The organism is Stenotrophomonas rhizophila, from assembly GCF_007667275.1.
In the GTDB taxonomy this organism is placed as follows: Bacteria; Pseudomonadota; Gammaproteobacteria; order Xanthomonadales; family Xanthomonadaceae; genus Stenotrophomonas; species Stenotrophomonas maltophilia_AE.
The window spans coordinates 539,072-554,709 of the sequence record NZ_VDQT01000002.1; the positions used below are offsets into that span (position 1 = coordinate 539,072).

Consider the following 15,638-nt stretch of genomic DNA (forward strand, 5'->3'; position numbering starts at 1 on the left):
CGAAGCGAACATCACGGCACCCGGAACCCCATCGTCGCTTCAACCGCTTGTTGCCACCCGGCGTACAGCGCCTCGCGCTGTTCCACCGCCATCTGCGGCACGAAACGCCGATCCACCGCCCACTGCTCGGCGATCTCCGCACGGCTGGCCCAGAACCCGGTGGCCAGCCCGGCCAGGTAGGCGGCGCCCAGTGCAGTGGTTTCGGCCACCTGCGGCCGCAGCACCGGCACCCCTAGCAGGTCGCTCTGGAACTGGGCCATGAAATCGTTGGCGATCGCGCCGCCGTCGGCACGCAGTTCGGTCAGCGCGATGCCGGCGTCGGCCTGCATCGCGGCCAGCACGTCACGGGTCTGGTAGGCCATCGACTCCACCGCCGCGCGGATGAAATGCTCCTTCGTGGTGCCGCGGCTGAGGCCGAACACCGCCCCGCGCACATCGCTGCGCCAGTACGGCGCACCCAGGCCGACGAAGGCCGGCACCATGTACACCCCGCCGTTGTCCGGCGCCCGTTCCGCGTAGGCCTGGCAGTCGCTGGACTTGCCGAACATGCGCAGGCCGTCGCGCAGCCACTGCACCACCGAGCCGGCCACGAAGATCGAGCCCTCCAGCGCGTACTCCACGCCGCCGTCGATGCCCCAGGCGATCGTGGTGAGCAGCCCGTTGCTGGATTCCACCGCGCGCGCGCCGGTGTGCATCAGCATGAAGCAGCCGGTGCCATAGGTGTTCTTGACCATGCCCGGTGCGAAGCAGGCCTGGCCGAACAGCGCCGCCTGCTGGTCGCCGGCGATCCCGGCAATGGGGATGTGCTGGTCGAAGAAGAACTGCGCGCGCGTGGTGCCGTACACCTCGCTGGAACTGCGTACGTCCGGCAGCATGGCGCGCGGGATGTCCAGCAACGCCAGCAGGTCATCGTCCCAGGCCAGGGTGTGGATGTTGAACAGCAGCGTGCGCGCGGCGTTGCTGTAGTCGGTCACGTGCGCGGCACCGCCGGTGAGGTTCCACACCAGCCAGCTGTCGATGGTGCCGAACAGCAGCTCGCCGCGCTCGGCGCGGGCCTGTGCGCCATCCACGTGGTCGAGGATCCAGCGGATCTTGGTCGCCGAAAAATACGCATCCACCAGCAGCCCGGTGCGTGCACGGATCAACGGTTCGTGGCCGTCGGCCTTGAGCCGGTCGCAGATCGCCTGGCTCTGCCGCGACTGCCAGACCACCGCGTTGTGGATCGGTTGCCCGGTGGCCTTGTCCCAGACCACGGTGGTTTCGCGCTGGTTGGTGATGCCGATCGCCGCGATCTGGCGCGGGTCGACCTGTTCGCGGTTGAGCAGCTCGGTCAGCGTGGTGTAGACGCTGGTCAGGATCTCGCGCGGATCGTGTTCGACCCAGCCCGGCTGCGGGAAGTGCTGGGTGAACTCACGCTGGGCCATGCCGGCAACGCGCCCGGCGCGGTCGAACAGCATCGCGCGCGAGCTGGTGGTGCCCTGGTCGATGGCGAGTACGAACGTCTTTTCCATGCAGACACCCCGACGGCGATGACCGTTGGAGGATAGCGTAGTGCCGGCCGCTGGCCGGTGGTCGGCGCTACGGATTCGTGGCGGGCGTCCGCGCCGGTGCCAGCGGCGTTGCCAGGTACGTTGCCAGCCGCGCCTGCTGCGCCGCGTCCAGGCGCAGACCGAAGTGTGTGCGGCGCCACAGCACATCCCCCGCACACGTGGCCCATTCGTGCTCGACCAGGTATTCGACCTCGCGCGCGTACAGGCCCGCACCGAAGTGCGTTCCCAGCGCTTCGACGGTCCGCGCATCGCCCAGCACCGCGCGAGTGCGCGTGCCATGGCGACGGGCCAGCCCGCGCAGCAGTGCTTCGGGAAGCTGCGGGTAGCAGGCCTGCAAGGCGGGCAACAGCGCGTCCACGTCACCCCCATCGCCACCTGGCAGCGGCGGCCCGGACGCCGTCCAGGCCGGCTCGCTGCGCCCGAGTGCGGCGCCCAGCTGGTCCACCGCCTCTTCGGCCAGGGTGCGACAGGTGGTCAGCTTGCCGCCGAGCACGCTCAGCATCAGCGCCTCCTGCCGGTCCAGGTGCAGGCGATAGTCGCGGGTGACCCTGGCCGCGTCCAGGTGGTGGTCGGCCAGCAACGGGCGCACGCCGCTGTACTGCCACACCACGTGTTCGGGCTGCACCGGGCTGCGCAGCCACGCGTTGACCGCCGCGCACAGGTACGCCACTTCCGAAGGCGCCGCGCGCACCCGGGCGGGGTCGCCGTCGTAGTCCACGTCGGTGGTGCCGATCAGGCTGTAGTCCTGCTCGAACGGAATCACGAACACCACGCGCTGGTCCGGCTGTTGCAGCAGGTAGGCGCTGTCGTGCGCATACAGGCGGGGCACCACGATGTGGCTGCCCTGGACCAGGCGCAGGCCGATCGGTGCATCCATGCCGGCACGCTCCAGCAGGTTGCCGGCCCAGGGGCCGGTAGCATTGACCACGGCACGCACGCGAAGGCGCTGCATGCTGCCGTCAGGCCGGCGCAGCACCGCCAGCCAGTGATCGCGGTGGCGGATCAGCTGCTCGCAGCGCGTGCGGACCTGGATCTCGGCGCCGCGCTCGCGCGCATCCATCGCCGTGGCGATCACTAGGCGCGCGTCGTCCACGCGCGCATCGGAATAGCTGAAGGCGGTGCGCAGGCGCGGCTGCAGCACATCGCCGCGCGGGTCGCGGCGCAGGTCCACGCGCCGCGCGTGCGGAAACGCCGCGCCGGTGTCGGCCAGGTGGTCGTACAGCCACAGCCCCGCGCGCAGCATCCAGGCGGGGCGCAGGTGCCGTGCATGCGGCAGCAGGAACGAGGTCGGAGTGACCAGGTGCGGGGCCAGGCGCTGCAGCACGCTGCGTTCGCGCAGCGCCTTGCGCACCAGCATGAGGTGGCCGAACTGCAGGTAGCGCAGCCCGCCATGGATCAGTTTGGTGCTGGCGCTGGAGGTATGCGCGCCCAGGTCGTCCTGTTCGCACAGGAGCACCGACCAGCCGCGCCCGGCCGCATCGCGGGCGATGGCCACGCCATTGATGCCGCCGCCCACCACCAGGACATCCCGGATGTCGTCCATCGTCCGTTCCCCTTGCGCCCGACTGGAGTATCAGCAGACCGGTGGCAAGGCCGAATGAAAAGGCCGGAAACGACAACGGGCCCCGTGAGGGGCCCGTTGCAGGTACAGCGGCACTACCGGTCAGGCGATACCTATCAGAAGCGGGCGCCGATGCCGAAGCCCACGGTCCACGGGTCCAGCTTGGCTTCATCGCCGGTGCCATTGCCGTTGACGGTCAGCTCCGGACGCGAATGCATGTAGCGCGCATCGGCACGGGCGAACCAGGTGCTGTTGATGTTCATGTCCACGCCGACGGTGCCGATGGCGCCCTTGGCGGTCTCCAGCCCGATGTGGCCGACATCGCTGGCCAGGTCTTCGTTGCTGAAGTTCGACTCGTAGTAGCCCACGCCCACGAACGGGCGGAACACGTTGTCGGCCTGGCCGAAGTGATACTGGCCGCTCAGCGCGATCGGCTGCTGTTCAACCGTACCCAGCTTGGCGTTGTTGGCACCGCGCACGCGGTGGTCGAACTTGTCGGCTGCGCCCCACAGTTCCACGGCCCAGTTGTCGTTGATGTAGTAGCTGAAGCTCAGCGTCGGCGCCGGGCCACCATCGACCTTGTCGATGCCTTCCAGCGGATCGTTCTTCGGCTGCAGCAGCGCAACGCCGCCGACAACGGCGAAATGCTTGCCCGACGCGGTGTCGGTGGTGCTGTCCTGCGCGAAGGCGGCAGGCGCGAAGGCAAGGGCAGTCAGGGTAGCCAGGGTCAGGGTGCGGATGGAGCGCATGGGGGAATCTCCTCAGGTATTTTTTTGTTCTGGGCCCCCTTTGCAGCGGGGCGAGGCAAACGTAGTCCCCACAACATGAATCGAATCCGACGCACGTTAAATTTTAGTTTGTTCCGTTCAGCCACCAGCGCGAAATCGTTGTCACAGCAGGCGATCATGCGGGACATGACATTCATGCATCTGGTGGCAGCGTGACGAACGCAGTGCATTGCATCGGCCTGCCTGCGCAGGTGAACGCGGGGTGCCGCGTACTCGTGCTGGGTTCCATGCCGGGCGTGGCATCGCTGCAGGCCGCGCAGTACTACGCGCATCCGCGCAATCGTTTCTGGCCGTTGATGGCGGCACTCACCGATATCGATGCCGGCCTGCCTTACGCCGCGCGCGTGCGCGCCGTGCAGGCGGTGGGCGTGGGTCTGTGGGACGTGATCGGTGCCTGCGACCGGCGCGGCAGCCTGGACACCGCGATCGTGCGCGGCAGCGAGGTTCCCAATGCACTGCCGGCGCTGATCGCGCAGTTGCCACGACTGCAGGCCGTAGCCTGCAACGGTGGCACCGCGTACACCGCGTTCGTGCGTTTCATCCATCCGCAGCTGGACCCCCGCGCGGCACCGCTGCCGGTGTGGTCGCTGCCCTCGACCAGTCCGGCCAACGCCGCATGGCCGCTGCCGCGCCTGCAGGCGGCGTGGCAGCCGCTGGCCGATGTGGTGGCGGGCTGAGCGGGACCACGGCGGGACAATACGGTACCGACTGGTGATGGCCGCAACAGGCTGTCCCGGGACAGGGGCATTGAAAATTGCCCAAGCCGGTTGGCGCAGGAGCCGCATGCCCCCACAATAGGCGATTCCCTACACCAGATTGCCGGAGTTATCCCCATGGCCGAAATCAAGGAAGCACTTGTCCCCGATATCGGTGACTACAGCGATATCCCGGTAATCGAGGTGCTCGTCGCCGTGGGTGACACGGTCAAGAAGGACCAGGGCCTGGTCACGCTCGAGTCGGACAAGGCCACCATGGAAGTGCCGTCCTCGGTCGCCGGCGTGGTCAAGGAAATCAAGGTCAAGGTCGGTGACAACCTGTCCGAGGGCAAGGTCGTGGCGCTGATCGAAGTGGCCGACGCGGCCGCCGCGCCGGCCCCGGCGACTGCGCCGGCGCCCGCCGCTGCTCCGGCCAAGGCCGCTGCCGCAGCGGCCCCCGCCCCGGCCACCCAGAGCGCGCCTGCCGCTGCTCCGGCGGCAGGCGGCGGCACCGTCGAAGCCACCGTGCCGGACATTGGCGACTACACCGACATCCCGGTGATCGAAGTGCTGGTCGCCGTGGGCGACACGGTCAAGAAGGACCAAGGCCTTGTCACGCTCGAATCGGACAAGGCCACCATGGAAGTGCCGTCGTCGGTCGCCGGCGTGGTCAAGGAAATCAAGGTCAAGGTCGGCGACACCCTGTCGCAGGGCAAGGTGGTCGCCATCATCGAAGCCGAGGGTGCTGCCGCCCCGGCGCCGACCCAGGCCGCCGCTGCCGCCGCCCCGGCCGCTGCCGAGACCGGCACCAAGGTGGAACCGGTCGCCGTGCCGGCCGAGCCGGACAAGCTGGCGGCGCGCGAAATCGCCAGCGCCCCCTCGGCCGGTGCCCCGAGCAGCCCGCCGGTGCAGTTCAACGCCGACAGCGTGCTGCCTTCCAAGGTGCCCTATGCCACTCCGGCAGTGCGCGTGTTCGCCCGCGAGCTGGGCGTGGACCTCAACCAGCTGACCGGTACCGAGAAGGGTGGCCGCATCACCAAGGCCGACGTGCAGAAGTTCGTCAAGTCGGCGCTGACCGGGGGTGGCACTGCCGCTGCCGGTGGGCCGGTCGCCGCTGGAGGTGGGCTCAACCTGCTGCCGTGGCCGAAGGTCGACTTCAGCAAGTTCGGTGAGGTCGAGACCCAGCCGCTGTCGCGCATCAAGAAGATCTCGGGCGCCAACCTGGCACGCAACTGGGCGATGATTCCGCACGTCACCCAGTTCGAGCAGGCCGACATCACCGACCTGGAAGGCCTGCGCGTGGCGCTGAACAAGGAGAACGAGAAGGCCGGCATCAAGCTGACCATGCTCGCCTTCCTGATCAAGGCCAGCGCCGCCGCGCTCAAGCAGTTCCCGGAGTTCAACGCATCGCTGGATGCGGCCGGTGAGAACCTGACCCTGAAGAAGTACTTCAACATCGGCTTCGCCGCCGACACCCCGAACGGCCTGGTCGTGCCGGTGATCCGCGACGTGGACAAGAAGGGCGTGGTGCAGATCGCGCAGGAAACCGGCGAGCTGGCCAAGAAGGCGCGCGACGGCAAGCTGGGCCCGGCCGACATGAGCGGTGGCTGCTTCTCGATCAGCTCGCTGGGCGGCATCGGCGGCACCGCGTTCACCCCGATCGTCAATGCACCGGAAGTGGCCATCCTGGGCGTATCCAAGTCCTCGATCCAGCCGGTCTGGAACGGCAAGGAATTCGCCCCGAAGCTGATGCTGCCGCTGTCGCTGAGCTACGACCACCGGGTCATCGACGGTGCGCTGGCCGCACGCTTCACCACCTACCTGTCGCAGGTGCTGGCCGACATGCGGCGCGTGCTGCTGTGAGGCAGGCCCGCGCGGTAGTGCCGGGCTCTGCCCGGCAGCGTTTCGTGCAGCAGGGCAGGGCCCTGCTCTACGCTGCCGTGCTGGTCGCCGCTGCGCCGGCCGCCTCGGCCGCGTGCACCACCGATCTCGGCCACGGCTGGCCGCCGGCGGTGGGCAACTACGGCCAGGCCGTGGAAACCCTCTTCCATGGCAAGGCGCAGCCCCGGCTGGCAATGACCCTGCTGCCCAAGGGCGGGGTGGAAACCGCGGTGGCGCTGCTGCCCGGCACCCGCGACGGCGAATGGACCCTGCGCTACAGCCAGGCCGACAAGCGCGTGTACAACTGGAACAACAGTGCGCGCGGCAGTGGCGTTGAACTGCGCGTGGACCAGGAACCGGACCAGTACCAGGTGGCCATCCCGGCCGCGCTCGCCCAGCGCCTGGTGCGCAGCTGGCGTACCGCGCTCGATTCGGGCGTGCCTGCCGACCGCAAGGCCCCGATCACCGAGGGTGAAGTGCTGTCGTTCCAGGTGGATGGCGAGCGCTACAGCGGTCCGCGCTGGGAGTGCGGCGCCGGCAGGCTGATGATGAAACAGGTGGCGCTGCTGATCGAAGCCAGCGACACCAAGGAAAAGAAGCTCGACCGTCGCTGGCAGGATCTGGACGAGTCGCTCGACGAACTGCAGGAACTGCTCGGCGGCAAGGCCGGCTGAGCACCAGGAGAACACGAATGGCCGCTATTGAAATCAAGGTTCCCGACATCGGCGATTACACCGATGTCCCGGTGATCGAAGTGCTGGTCGCCGTGGGTGACACGGTGAAGAAGGACCAGGGCCTGGTCACGCTGGAGTCGGACAAAGCCACGCTGGAAGTACCGTCCTCGGCGGCGGGCGTGGTCAAGGAAATCAAGGTCAAGCTCGGCGACACGCTGTCCGAAGGCGCGGTGGTGGTGGTACTGGAGGCCGAAGGCGCCGCCGCTGCACCTGCGGCCCCGGCCGCTGCCCCGGCCAAGGCTGCCGCACCGGCCAGCAAGCCGCCGGTGACCCCGTCGCATCGCGCCCCGGCCGAACCGACCGCGCCGCAGCCGGCGCTGTCCAGCGGCAAGCCGGCCGACATCGAATGCCAGATGGTGGTCCTTGGCGCGGGCCCGGGCGGCTACACCGCCGCGTTCCGCTCGGCGGACCTGGGCGTGGACACCGTGCTGATCGAGCGCTACGCCAGCCTCGGCGGTGTGTGCCTCAACGTGGGCTGCATTCCGTCCAAGGCACTGCTGCATGCGGCAGCGGTGATCGACGAAGTGGCCCACGCGGGCGATTTTGGCGTGGAGTTCAGCGCGCCGAAGATCACCCTGGACAAGCTGCGCGGCTACAAGGAAAAGGTGGTCACCCAGCTGACCAAGGGTCTGTCGGGCATGGCCAAGCAGCGCAAGGTGCGCACCGTGCAGGGCGTGGCGACCTTCGTTTCGGCCAATGAGCTGGAGATCGTCGGCGACGACGGCAAGACCCAGCTGCTGCGCTTCCAGCAGTGCATCATCGCTGCCGGTTCGCAGGCGGTGAAGCTGCCGAATTTCCCGTGGGACGACCCGCGCGTGATGGATTCCACCGACGCGCTGGAGCTGGCCGACATTCCCGGCTCGCTGCTGGTCGTGGGTGGCGGCATCATCGGCCTGGAAATGGCGACCGTTTACGCGGCGCTGGGCAGCAAGGTGACCGTGGTGGAGTTCATGGACCAGCTGATGCCGGGTGCCGACAAGGACCTGGTCAAGCCGCTGGCCGACCGCCTGAAGAAGCAGGGCGTCGAGGTCCACCTCAAGACCAAGGCTTCCGGCGTGAGCGCGGACAAGAAGGGCATCACCGTGACCTTCGAAGCCGCTGCCGAAGGCGAGAAGCCGGGCCTGGAGCAGGGCACCTTCGACCGCGTGCTGGTGGCCGTGGGCCGTTCGCCGAACGGCAGGAAGATCGGCGCCGAGAAGGCCGGCGTCGGCGTCACCGAGCGTGGCTTCATTCCGGTGGACCGCCAGATGCGCACCAACGTGCCGCACATCTTCGCCATCGGCGATATCGTCGGCAACCCGATGCTGGCCCACAAGGCCACGCACGAAGGCAAGCTGGCCGCCGAAGTGGCCTCGGGCGAGAAGAAGGAGTGGGTGGCGCGGGTGATTCCGTCGGTGGCCTACACCAACCCGGAAATCGCCTGGGTCGGCGTGACCGAGACCGAAGCCAAGGCGCAGGGCCTGAAGGTGGGCGTGGCCAAGTTCCCGTGGGCCGCCAGCGGCCGCGCGATCGGCATTGGCCGCACCGAAGGCTTCACCAAGCTGATCTTCGACGAGGACACTCACCGCATCATCGGCGGCGCGATCGTCGGCGTGCACGCGGGCGACCTGCTGGCGGAGATCGGCCTGGCCATTGAAATGGGTGCCGAAGCCGAAGACATCGGCCACACCATCCACGCCCACCCGACCCTGAGCGAGTCGGTGGCGATGGCCGCGGAGATCTACGACGGCACCATCACCGACCTGTACATCCCAAAAAAGAAATGACGGGTAGAGCGGACTGTTAGTCCGCTGCATGCCTGCATGCGATCCAACAAAAAACCCGGCTTTCGCCGGGTTTTTCGTGCGGTAACACACCAGCCAACGGCTGGATCAGAACGAAACGCTGATGCCGGCCACCGGACCCTTGAACTCCTGCTTCAGGCCGATGGTGCCATCGCTGCCGCTCTGGTCGACGTCGAGACGGAACCAGTCGTAGCCGGCAAACAGGCCGAAGTTGTCGGTGAACTTGTAATCCACGATGACGTTGGCGCGGGTCAGGTCGCCGTCGTAGTCGTCGAAGTTGCCCCAGTCGGTGTTGAGGTACTGGCCCTGCGCGGTGATCATCCACTTCTCCGACGGGGTGATGGTGAAGCGTGCGCCCACCACCGGTGCGACGCCGTCAGCCTTCTCGTCGAGGAACTCACCCTGGTACAGCGTGCCCAGGTCCGCGTAGGCCGTGGTGCTGACCTTGGCGTACTCGGCACCCAGCTGCAGGCCGAGGTCGAACTTCTCGGTGTCCACCACCGAGTAGTCGTAAACCAGGCTTGCCACCTGGTACTTCAGCTCGCCCTTGACGAAGCTGCCGGCCGGCACGGTTTCGCCGCCGAAGCTGATGCCCTCGTTGAGGGTCTCGCGGCGGTCCTTGTCGTACTTGAAGTAGTTGAAGATCAGGCGCTGGCGGTCGCTGATGCGGAACAGGCCGTCGACGCGCGGCTCCCATTCCTTGCCACCCAGGCCGAAGTCCTCGGAGAAGCCCACATCCTGGCCGAGCACCGTGGTGTTGCCCCGGATCGTGTTGTCCGAGTCGATGTTCATCGCACCCACGCGCAGGGCGAAGCGGTCATCGCCTTCGGCCGCGCTCGCGGACGTGGCGTGGGTGAGGGCGGCCATGGCCAGCGGCAAGGCGAGCAGGGGAAGCAGGCGCATCGTTCTATCCTTGGAGGGATTCAGTGAAGTGGAATCACTCTGCCCAGCGCCGCGTCCACCATTCGTGAACGTATGGTGGAGATTGTGTGTACCGTTCATGCACCGCGGGTGACCGTCGGCGTCCAGGCATGGCCGCTGGCGGGGACGGGTGACGTTGTAGCGGATGCGGCCGGCCCGGAAAAAAGGCGGCCCCGGAGAGAGCTCGGGGCCGCCCGGCATGGGCCTGCTCAGGGGCGTCGACGAGGATCGAATCGGCAGGCCCGTCTCTGGGACCGGCATCCGCGACCAAAGTTCAATATGGTGCGACGCGACATGAATTGGGAGGGGCGTTGGCGGCATCGCCCCCCTTCCAGCGGCAAAATCTGTGGCGATGCAGCAACTTGCGGCGACCGGGATGAACAGGCGCAGGTTGTCTCGCAAATTGTCCCGTTGCTATAATTTGGCGGCTCGACGGGGCATGGGCAGTTGCAGCCCCGGTCACTCCTCCCACAACCATGCAGGACATACGTGTGCTGAACTCCGTTGACGCGGGTCGGCGACTGATGCTGCGCGCAGCGGTCTACCCGCTGGCTGCAGTGGCTGTCCTGGCCCTGGCCTTCCTGCTGCTGGCAGGTCCGAAGTACGCCCTCGGGGCGCTCGCATCGGGCGTTGCGGTTTCGGCAGGTGGCTGGGTCGCGGCGCGGATGGCGCTGGGGGGTGGGGTCCAGGCAGCAGGCTCGGCCATGTCGCGGCTGATCCTGGCGGTGGTGGCAAAGTGGGCGCTCGTATTCGGTGTCCTGGCGGTGGGTTTCGTGGTCTTCAAGCTGCCTGCACTGGCGCTGCTGGCCGGAATCGCCGTCGGACTGATGTTCCAGGTCCTGGCTCTGGCCAGGCGCTGATCCAATTTATTTAACTCAAGGTTCCGGACACATGGCAGGCGAGGCGCTTACACCCACCTCCTACATCCAACATCACCTGCACAACCTGACGTTCCATATGCAGGAAGGTGGTTTCTGGGCAATTCACGTCGACACCATTGTGACTTCGGTCCTGATGGGTTTGTTGATGGTGTTTGGCTTCTGGATGGCGACCCGCAAGGCCACCGCCGGCGTGCCGGGCAAGTGGCAGGCGTTCGTGGAGATCTGCCTGGAATTCGTCGACCGCCAGGCCAAGGACACCTACCACGGCACCAGCAAGCTGGTGACCCCGATCGCGATCACGATCTTCTTCTGGATCCTCCTGATGAACCTCATCAAGATGATCCCGGCCGACTTCATCGCCATGCCGCTGGAAGCGCTGGGCGTGCCGTACTGGAAGCCGGTCCCCACCGCCGACGTCAATGCCACCCTGGGCATGTCGATCAGCGTGTTCTTCCTGATGCTGTTCTTCGCGCTGCGCTCCAAGGGCCTGGGTGGCTTCACCAAGGAATTCCTGACCGCGCCGTTCGGCAAGTGGATGATGCCGTTCAACCTGATCCTCAACATCGTCGAGTGGCTGAGCAAGCCGATCTCGCTGGCGATGCGACTGTTCGGCAACATGTTCGGCGGCGAAATCGTGTTCCTGCTGATCTGGGTGCTGGGCAGTGCCGGCATCATGGGCGCCATCGCAGGCGGTGCCTTCGGGCTTGGCTGGATGCTGTTCCACCTGCTGGTGATTCCGCTGCAGGCATTCATTTTCATGATGCTGTCGATCGTGTACCTGAGCCTGTCGGAAGACGCTCACTGAGTTTCCGCTTCACCCTTCATCCGTTTCATTACCCTTAGCAACTTAAGTTTCCGGAGATAACCCATGTACTTTGCCGTCCTGACCAACCTCGCCCAAGTCCAGAGCTCCACCGTCCTCGCCGTCGGCATCATGATCGGCCTGGCCGCGCTGGGTGCCGGTCTCGGTCTGGCCATCATGGCCGGTAAGTTCCTGGAATCGGCTGCCCGCCAGCCGGAACTGATCCCGGTGCTGCAGGTCCGCATGTTCATCACCGCCGGCCTGATCGACGCCGCGTTCATCATCTCGGTCGCCGTCGGCCTGCTGCTGGCCTTCGCCAACCCGACCATCGCTGAATTCGTTGCGCGTCTGCCGGCTGCTGGCTGATCCAGCGAAAGCGAAACGATCAGGCGCCTCGTGCGCCTGATCGCGGATGAAGGAACGGATGCGCCGCTCCTGCGGCGCCTCCACCCCATCACCCCAGATTGAGCGAACCCCATGGAAATCGGTTTTACCCTCGTTGCCCAGGCACTGGCGTTCGCCGGTCTGATCTGGATCATCGCGACCAAGATCTGGCCGCCGCTGATGAACGCCATCGAAGAGCGCCAGCAGAAGATCGCTGAAGGCCTCGCTGCTGCCGACCGCAGCCAGAAGGATCTGGCCCAGGCGCAGGAAAAGGTCAACGAAGCACTGAAGGATGCGCGCACCAAGGCCAACGAGATCATCGACCAGGCCCATGCCCGCGCCAACCAGATCGTTGACGCCGCCAAGAATGAAGCCATCGTCGAAGCGAACCGCCAGAAAGAACTGGCCCACGCCGAGATCGAGGCTGCCGCCAACCGTGCCCGCGAAGATCTGCGCAAGCAGGTGTCCGTGCTGGCCGTGACCGGTGCCGAAAAGCTGCTCAAGCGCGAAATCGACGCCAACGCCCACAAGGCGCTGCTCGACGAGCTGGCTTCGGAGATCTGATCGATGAGCCAGGCCCTCACGCTTGCACGCCCGTATGCCCGCGCCGCGTTCGCGACCGCGCGCGACGAAGGCACGTTCGCGCCGTGGTCGGACGCGCTTGCGTTTTCCGCCCACGTAGCCGCCGATCCTCGCGTGTCGGCCCTGCTGTCGAACCCGGAGCTGGGCCGTGACGATGCCGTCGCGCTGCTGGCCCCGGAAACGGCGGGCGAGTCGTTCGGTCGCTTCCTGGCCATCCTGGCCGAAGCGCACCGGCTGCCGCTGCTGCCGGAAATCGCAGGCATGTACGACCAGCTCCGCGCTGAAGCCGAACACGTGGTCAAGGCCACGGTGACCTCGGCCGCCGAGCTGTCCTCCACTGAGCTGGACGCCATCAAGGCCGCGCTGCGCAAGCGCTTCGGCCAAGACGTGGAGATCACCACCGCGATCGATGCTTCGCTGATCGGCGGTGCGGTGATCGACGCTGGCGACGTGGTGATCGATGGCTCGCTCAAGGGCAAGCTGTCGCGCCTGCAGACCGCGCTCGCTAACTGAATTCATTTAACGTCCGGCCTGACCGCCGGCACTAGGACTTGACGATGGCAACCACGCTCAACCCCTCCGAAATCAGCGAACTGATCAAGAACCGCATCGAGAAGGTCAAGCTGGCCGCGGAATCGCGCAACGAAGGCACCGTGACCAGCGTGTCCGACGGCATCGTGCGCATCTTCGGCCTGGCCGACGTGATGCAGGGCGAAATGATCGAACTGCCGAACAACACCTTCGCCCTGGCCCTGAACCTGGAGCGCGATTCGGTCGGCGCCGTGGTCCTGGGTGGCTATGAGCACCTGCGCGAAGGCGACGTGGCCAAGACCACCGGTCGCATCCTGGAAGTGCCGGTCGGTCCGGAAATGCTCGGCCGCGTGGTCAACGCGCTCGGCGAACCGATCGACGGCAAGGGCCCGATCGCGGCCCAGCTGACCGCGCCGGTGGAGCGCGTTGCGCCGGGCGTGATCTGGCGCAAGTCGGTCGACCAGCCGGTGCAGACCGGTTACAAGTCGGTCGACTCGATGATCCCGATCGGCCGTGGCCAGCGCGAGCTGGTCATCGGTGACCGCCAGACCGGCAAGACCGCCCTGGCCATCGATGCGGTGATCAACCAGAAGGACACCGGCATCAAGTGCGTGTACGTCGCGATCGGCCAGAAGGCTTCGACCGTGGCCAACATCGTGCGCAAGCTGGAAGAGAACGGCGCCCTGGCCCACACCGTGGTCGTGGCCGCCACCGCCTCCGAGTCGGCTGCCATGCAGTACATCAGCGCCTACTCGGGCTGCACCATGGGTGAGTACTTCATGGACCGCGGCCAGGATGCCCTGATCGTGTACGACGACCTGTCCAAGCAGGCCGTGGCCTACCGCCAGATCTCGCTGCTGCTGAAGCGCCCGCCGGGCCGTGAAGCCTACCCGGGCGACGTGTTCTACCTGCACTCGCGCCTGCTGGAACGTGCGGCCCGCGTTTCGGAAGAGTACGTCGAGCAGTTCACCAAGGGTGAAGTGAAGGGCAAGACCGGTTCGCTGACCGCCCTGCCGATCATCGAAACCCAGGCCGGCGACGTCTCGGCGTTCGTGCCGACCAACGTGATCTCGATCACCGACGGCCAGATCTTCCTGGAAACCGACCTGTTCAACTCGGGCATCCGCCCGGCCGTGAACGCCGGTATCTCGGTGTCGCGCGTCGGTGGTGCGGCCCAGACCAAGATCATCAAGAAGCTGTCGGGCGGCATCCGCATCTCGCTCGCCCAGTACCGCGAGCTGGCTGCGTTCGCGCAGTTCGCCTCGGACCTGGACGAAGCCACCCGCAAGCAGCTCGAGCGCGGTCAGCGCGTCACCGAGCTGATGAAGCAGAAGCAGTACGCCCCGATGTCGATCGCCAACCAGGCGCTGTCGATCTACGCCGTCAACGAGGGTTACCTCGACGACGTGCCGGTCAACAAGCTGCTGGCCTTCGAAGAAGGCCTGCACGCGCATTTCGCCAACACCCAGGGCGAACTGATCGGCAAGGTCAACGCCACCGGCGGTTGGGACAACGACATCGAAGCGGCCTTCAAGAAGGGCATCTCCGAGTTCAAGACCACCGGCAGCTGGTAAGACGAATGTGTGGCGGGGCCTTCGGCCTCGCTTCACCGTTGAAGGTAGCGGGGCAGAGCCCCGCTCTACGGGAATAAGAGATGGCTAGCGGTCGCGAAATCAAAACCAAGATCAAGAGCGTGCAGAACACCCGCAAGGTGACCCGCGCGCTGGAGATGGTGTCGGCCTCCAAGATCCGCAAGGCGCAGGATCGCATGAAGACCTCGCGTCCGTATGCGCAGGCGATGAAGCAGGTGATCGGCCACCTGGCCCAGGCCAGCACCGATTACCAGCATCCGTTCCTGGTCCAGCGTGACGAGGTCAAGCGGGTCGGCTACATCGTGATCTCGTCCGACCGCGGCCTGGCCGGCGGCCTGAACAACAACCTGTTCCGCAAGATGCTGGGCGAAGTCCGCCAGTACCAGGAAAAGGGCGCCGAGATCGACGTGGTGACCATCGGCCAGAAGGCGTCCACCTTCTTCCGCCGGGTCAAGGTCAACATGGTCGGCAGCGTCACCCACATGGGCGACGTGCCGCACCTGGAACAGCTGATCGGCGTGATCAAGGTCATGCTCGACGCCTTCACCGAAGGCAAGGTCGACCGCGTGTACCTGGTCTACAACCGCTTCATCAACACGATGGTGCAGAAAGCCAGCTTCGACCAGCTGCTGCCGTTGCCGGCGGCCGAGAAGCAGGTTGCGCACCATGACTGGGACTACCTGTACGAACCCGACGCCGCCACCGTGCTCGAGCACGTGATGACGCGTTACGTGGAATCGCTGGTGTACCAGGCCGTGCTGGAAAACGTTGCCTCCGAGCATGCCGCGCGCATGGTGGCGATGAAGTCGGCCAGTGACAACGCCAACAAGCTGATCGGAACCCTGCAGCTGGTCTACAACAAGGCCCGCCAGGCAGCGATCACCCAGGAAATCTCCGAAATCGTCGGCGGCGCGGCAGCAGTCTGACGCGCACAGTCAAAAGCATTTAATTA

15 protein-coding genes are annotated in these 15,638 nt (G+C 66.3%); 11 read left to right on the top strand and 4 right to left on the bottom strand.

Annotated features, from left to right (window positions below; all coding sequences use genetic code 11):
* Positions 1-11: 11 nt before the first annotated feature.
* The 3 genes from glpK to FSZ13_RS08515 all read right to left on the bottom strand — a co-directional run bounded on the left by glpK (position 12) and on the right by FSZ13_RS08515 (position 3,860).
* Entirely contained in the window at positions 12-1,511 is a 1,500-nt protein-coding gene (glpK, locus tag FSZ13_RS08505) for a glycerol kinase GlpK (RefSeq protein ID WP_145479107.1), read from the bottom strand.
* 67 nt (positions 1,512-1,578) lie between these two features.
* Entirely contained in the window at positions 1,579-3,093 is a 1,515-nt protein-coding gene (gene glpD, locus FSZ13_RS08510; RefSeq protein WP_145479108.1) for a glycerol-3-phosphate dehydrogenase, read from the bottom strand.
* A gap of 134 nt (positions 3,094-3,227) precedes the next feature.
* Positions 3,228-3,860 carry an OmpW/AlkL family protein gene (locus FSZ13_RS08515; protein WP_145479109.1) on the bottom strand — a complete coding sequence of 211 codons (633 nt, stop codon included), beginning with the start codon at positions 3,858-3,860 and terminating at the stop codon, positions 3,228-3,230.
* A gap of 191 nt (positions 3,861-4,051) precedes the next feature.
* Between FSZ13_RS08515 and FSZ13_RS08520 the strand changes: the two genes are divergently transcribed.
* The 4 genes from FSZ13_RS08520 to lpdA all read left to right on the top strand — a co-directional run bounded on the left by FSZ13_RS08520 (position 4,052) and on the right by lpdA (position 8,975).
* Positions 4,052-4,576, top strand: a complete 525-nt coding sequence (locus FSZ13_RS08520; protein ID WP_145479110.1) for a DNA-deoxyinosine glycosylase — start codon at positions 4,052-4,054, stop codon at positions 4,574-4,576.
* 156 nt (positions 4,577-4,732) lie between these two features.
* Positions 4,733-6,457 carry a dihydrolipoyllysine-residue acetyltransferase gene (aceF, locus tag FSZ13_RS08525; protein ID WP_145479111.1) on the top strand — a complete coding sequence of 575 codons (1,725 nt, stop codon included), beginning with the start codon at positions 4,733-4,735 and terminating at the stop codon, positions 6,455-6,457.
* 17 nt (positions 6,458-6,474) lie between these two features.
* Positions 6,475-7,149 (top strand): hypothetical protein, encoded by a 675-nt coding sequence (locus FSZ13_RS08530; protein ID WP_260844127.1) that lies wholly within the window; start codon positions 6,475-6,477, stop codon positions 7,147-7,149.
* Positions 7,150-7,166: 17 nt separating this feature from the next.
* Positions 7,167-8,975, top strand: coding sequence for a dihydrolipoyl dehydrogenase (gene lpdA / locus FSZ13_RS08535; RefSeq protein WP_145479112.1), 1,809 nt, complete (start codon positions 7,167-7,169; stop codon positions 8,973-8,975).
* A 105-nt stretch (positions 8,976-9,080) separates the two neighbouring features.
* Here the strand turns inward: lpdA and FSZ13_RS08540 are convergent, their stop codons facing one another.
* Positions 9,081-9,896 (bottom strand): hypothetical protein, encoded by an 816-nt coding sequence (locus FSZ13_RS08540; protein ID WP_145479113.1) that lies wholly within the window; start codon positions 9,894-9,896, stop codon positions 9,081-9,083.
* A 509-nt stretch (positions 9,897-10,405) separates the two neighbouring features.
* Between FSZ13_RS08540 and FSZ13_RS08545 the strand changes: the two genes are divergently transcribed.
* The 7 genes from FSZ13_RS08545 to atpG all read left to right on the top strand — a co-directional run bounded on the left by FSZ13_RS08545 (position 10,406) and on the right by atpG (position 15,612).
* Positions 10,406-10,774 (top strand): hypothetical protein, encoded by a 369-nt coding sequence (locus tag FSZ13_RS08545; protein WP_171966783.1) that lies wholly within the window; start codon positions 10,406-10,408, stop codon positions 10,772-10,774.
* Positions 10,775-10,805: 31 nt separating this feature from the next.
* Complete coding sequence (gene atpB / locus FSZ13_RS08550) at positions 10,806-11,600, top strand: F0F1 ATP synthase subunit A (RefSeq protein WP_145479114.1); 795 nt, start codon at positions 10,806-10,808, stop codon at positions 11,598-11,600.
* A 63-nt stretch (positions 11,601-11,663) separates the two neighbouring features.
* Positions 11,664-11,963, top strand: coding sequence for a F0F1 ATP synthase subunit C (gene atpE, locus FSZ13_RS08555; protein WP_145479115.1), 300 nt, complete (start codon positions 11,664-11,666; stop codon positions 11,961-11,963).
* A 111-nt stretch (positions 11,964-12,074) separates the two neighbouring features.
* Positions 12,075-12,545 (top strand): F0F1 ATP synthase subunit B, encoded by a 471-nt coding sequence (locus FSZ13_RS08560; RefSeq protein ID WP_070208722.1) that lies wholly within the window; start codon positions 12,075-12,077, stop codon positions 12,543-12,545.
* A 3-nt stretch (positions 12,546-12,548) separates the two neighbouring features.
* Positions 12,549-13,076: a F0F1 ATP synthase subunit delta gene (locus tag FSZ13_RS08565; RefSeq protein WP_145479116.1), complete on the top strand. Its 528-nt coding sequence runs from the start codon at positions 12,549-12,551 to the stop codon at positions 13,074-13,076.
* Between the two features lie 44 nt (positions 13,077-13,120).
* On the top strand, positions 13,121-14,668 hold the full coding sequence (atpA, locus tag FSZ13_RS08570) for a F0F1 ATP synthase subunit alpha (RefSeq protein ID WP_145479117.1): 1,548 nt from the start codon (positions 13,121-13,123) through the stop codon (positions 14,666-14,668).
* 80 nt (positions 14,669-14,748) lie between these two features.
* Positions 14,749-15,612 carry a F0F1 ATP synthase subunit gamma gene (gene atpG, locus FSZ13_RS08575; RefSeq protein ID WP_102945926.1) on the top strand — a complete coding sequence of 288 codons (864 nt, stop codon included), beginning with the start codon at positions 14,749-14,751 and terminating at the stop codon, positions 15,610-15,612.
* The last annotated feature ends 26 nt before the right edge of the window (positions 15,613-15,638 follow it).